At 60.7% G+C, this 3281-nt stretch carries 4 protein-coding genes; all 4 read right to left on the bottom strand.

Annotated elements, in window-relative coordinates:
• A partial coding sequence (locus NCT04_RS34060) for a succinate dehydrogenase iron-sulfur subunit (protein WP_250470234.1) occupies positions 1-698 on the bottom strand: 698 nt, incomplete at its 3' end.
• 19 nt (positions 699-717) lie between these two features.
• Positions 718-2493: a succinate dehydrogenase flavoprotein subunit gene (gene sdhA / locus NCT04_RS34055; RefSeq protein WP_244829109.1), complete on the bottom strand. Its 1776-nt coding sequence runs from the start codon at positions 2491-2493 to the stop codon at positions 718-720.
• A 5-nt stretch (positions 2494-2498) separates the two neighbouring features.
• Positions 2499-2867: a succinate dehydrogenase, hydrophobic membrane anchor protein gene (gene sdhD, locus NCT04_RS34050; protein WP_244829108.1), complete on the bottom strand. Its 369-nt coding sequence runs from the start codon at positions 2865-2867 to the stop codon at positions 2499-2501.
• 4 nt (positions 2868-2871) lie between these two features.
• The coding region (gene sdhC / locus NCT04_RS34045; RefSeq protein ID WP_250470232.1) for a succinate dehydrogenase, cytochrome b556 subunit at positions 2872-3281 on the bottom strand (410 nt) is incomplete at its 5' end.

The raw sequence follows: 3281 nt of genomic DNA, 5'->3' as shown, positions 1-3281 counted from the left end.
GCGCGGCGCACCATCAATTCCTTGATCTTGCCGATCGCCTTGGTCGGGTTGAGCCCCTTCGGGCACACGTCGACGCAATTCATGATCGTGTGGCAACGGAACAGACGATACGGATCTTCCAGGTTGTCCAGACGCTCGCCGGTCGCTTCATCCCGGCTATCCGCAATGAAGCGATACGCCTGCAGCAAGCCCGCCGGTCCGACGAACTTGTCCGGATTCCACCAGAAGCTCGGGCACGACGTCGAGCAACTCGCGCACAGAATGCACTCGTACAGCCCGTCGAGCTCGTCGCGTTCGACCGGCGACTGCAGACGCTCTTTTTCCGGCGGCGGCGTGTCGTTGATCAGATACGGCTTGATCGAATGATACTGATTAAAAAATTGCGTGAAGTCGCAAATCAGATCGCGCACCACCGGTAAGCCCGGCAGCGGACGCAGCACAATGCGCTGCGGCAGATCGTTCATGTTCTGCAAACACGCAAGACCGTTCTTGCCGTTGATGTTCATCGCGTCCGAGCCGCACACGCCTTCGCGGCACGAACGGCGAAACGACAGCGTCTCGTCGACCGACTTCAGCTTGAGCAGTGCATCGAGCAGCATGCGTTCGTGCGAGTCGATCTCCAGCTCGTAGGTCTGCATGCGCGGGGCTGCGTCCTTGTCCGGATCGTAGCGATAGACTTCGAAGATTCTCTTTGCCATTTCGATTTTCCCTTGTGCCCTAGAAGGTCCGTGCCTTCGGCGGCACCGATTCGACCGTCAGCGGCTTCATCTGCACCGGCTTGTAGTCGAGGCGATCGCCTTCGCTGAACCACAGCGTATGGCGCATCCAGTTCTCATCGTCGCGATGCTCGAAGTCGCTGTGCGCGTGCGCGCCACGGCTTTCCTTGCGCGCTTCGGCCGACACCATGGTCGCGCGCGCGACTTCGATCAGGTTCGCCAACTCCAGCGCCTCGACCTTCGCCGTGTTGAACACCTTCGATTTGTCCTTCAGATGCACGTGCTTCACGCGCGCGGTGAGTTCGTCGATCTTGCTCACGCCCTCTTCGAGCAGCTTCGATGTGCGGAACACGCCCGCATGCGCCTGCATGGTCGAACGAATGTCGTTGGCGATGTTCTGCGTGTATTCGCCCGACGTCGACTTCTCCAGCACCGCGAGGCGTTCGAGCGCGAAGTCGGCGGCATCGGCCGGCAGCGGCTTGTGCTCTTTCAACTCCTTCGCGTGCTTGATGATGTGATTGCCCGCCGCGCGGCCGAACACCACCAGGTCGAGCAGCGAGTTCGTGCCCAGACGGTTCGCGCCATGCACCGAGACGCACGAGCATTCGCCCACCGCGTAGAACCCGTTGACCGGCTCGTTATAACCATTGGACGTACCCACGACCTGCCCGTGCATGTTCGTCGGTATGCCACCCATTTGATAGTGGATGGTCGGCACCACGGGAATGGGCTCCTTGATGCAATCGACATTGGCGAACTTGAGCGCGATCTCGCGAATCGACGGCAAGCGCTTCATGATCGTCTCGGCGCCGATGTGCGACAGATCCAGCAATACGTGGTCCTTGTTCGGACCCACGCCACGGCCTTCCTTGATTTCCTGATCCATCGAACGCGAAACGAAGTCGCGCGGCGCGAGGTCCTTGAGCGTCGGCGCGTAGCGCTCCATGAAGCGGTCGCCGTTCGAATTGCGCAAGATGCCGCCTTCGCCGCGCACGCCTTCGGTAATCAGCACGCCCGCGCCCGCGACACCGGTCGGGTGGAATTGCCAGAACTCCATGTCCTGCAACGCGATGCCCGAGCGCGCGGCCATGCCCAACCCATCGCCCGTGTTGATGAACGCATTCGTCGATGCCGCGAAGATACGTCCCGCGCCGCCCGTGGCGAACAGCGTGGTCTTGCCTTCGAGGATATACACGTCGCCCGTTTCCATCTCCAGCGCGGTGACGCCGAGCACATCGCCTTCGGCGTCGCGGATCAGGTCCAGCGCCATCCATTCGACGAAGAAGTGCGTTTTGGCCGCGACGTTCTGCTGATACAGCGTGTGCAACAACGCGTGGCCGGTACGGTCGGCCGCGGCACAGGCGCGTTGCACGGGCTTTTCGCCGTAGTTGGCCGTGTGTCCGCCGAACGGACGCTGATAGATCGTGCCATCCGGATTGCGGTCGAACGGCATGCCCATGTGTTCGAGCTCATACACGGCGTTGGGCGCTTCACGGCACATGAATTCGATTGCATCCTGGTCGCCGAGCCAGTCGGAGCCCTTGATGGTGTCGTAGAAGTGATAGTGCCAGTTGTCCTCGCTCATGTTGCCAAGCGAGGCACCGATGCCGCCTTGCGCAGCGACCGTATGCGAGCGCGTGGGAAACACCTTCGACAACACAGCGACCGACAGGCCCGCACGCGCGAGCTGCAGCGATGCGCGCATGCCCGAGCCGCCCGCGCCCACGATGACCACGTCGAAACGGCGACGCGGCAGGGAAGTCTTGATTGCAGCCATGTTCTTTAAACTCTCCAGAGAATCTGTGCAGCGTAGCCGGCGCATCCGACGAGCCAGAGGATGGTCAGCACCTGAAGAAACAGGCGCACGGCCATGGGCTTCACGTAATCCATCCAGATATCGCGAATGCCGACCCACGCGTGATAGAACAGGCAAAGCAGAGTCACGAACGTGGCAAGCTTCATCCACTGCATGGCGAAGATGGACGCCCAGCCTTCATAGGAGAAGCTGTGTGCGGCGAAGAACCAGAACAGCAAAACGACGGTGTATGCCGCCATCACGACGGCGGTAATGCGTTGCGCGAGCCAGTCGCGCAGGCCGTAATGCGCGCCCACGACCAGGCGCTTCGGGCCAACTCTGTTTTGGGTTGCCATGGTCTTAGAAGGCTCCGAAAATTTTAAGGGCCATCACAGCCGTGAGAAGCAGCGAGACGACGAGCACGATCAACGCGCTTTGCTTGCCGCCTTCCTTGTTCACGCCGACGTGCGTGTCGAGCAGCAGAAAACGAATGCCCGCGCAGAAGTGATGCAGATACGCCCACGACAGCACGAGCGTGATGATCTTGACGATGGGGTTGGCCAGAAAGCCCTTGAACGCGTCGAAACTGAGTTCCGAGGTCAGGCTCTGATCGAGCAGATAGAGAATGAACGGCAGCGACACGAAAAGCAGCAAGCCGCTGATGCGATGCAGGATGGACACCTTCCCGGCGAGCGGCAAGCGATACTTCGCGAGTTGACCAAGCCCGATGTTCCGGAACTCGGGCCTTGGTTTTTTTACGGCTTCAGCCA

The organism is Caballeronia sp. GAFFF2, from assembly GCF_023631485.1.
GTDB lineage: Bacteria > Pseudomonadota > Gammaproteobacteria > Burkholderiales > Burkholderiaceae > Caballeronia.
This window is presented reverse-complemented; position numbering and strand designations above follow the sequence as displayed.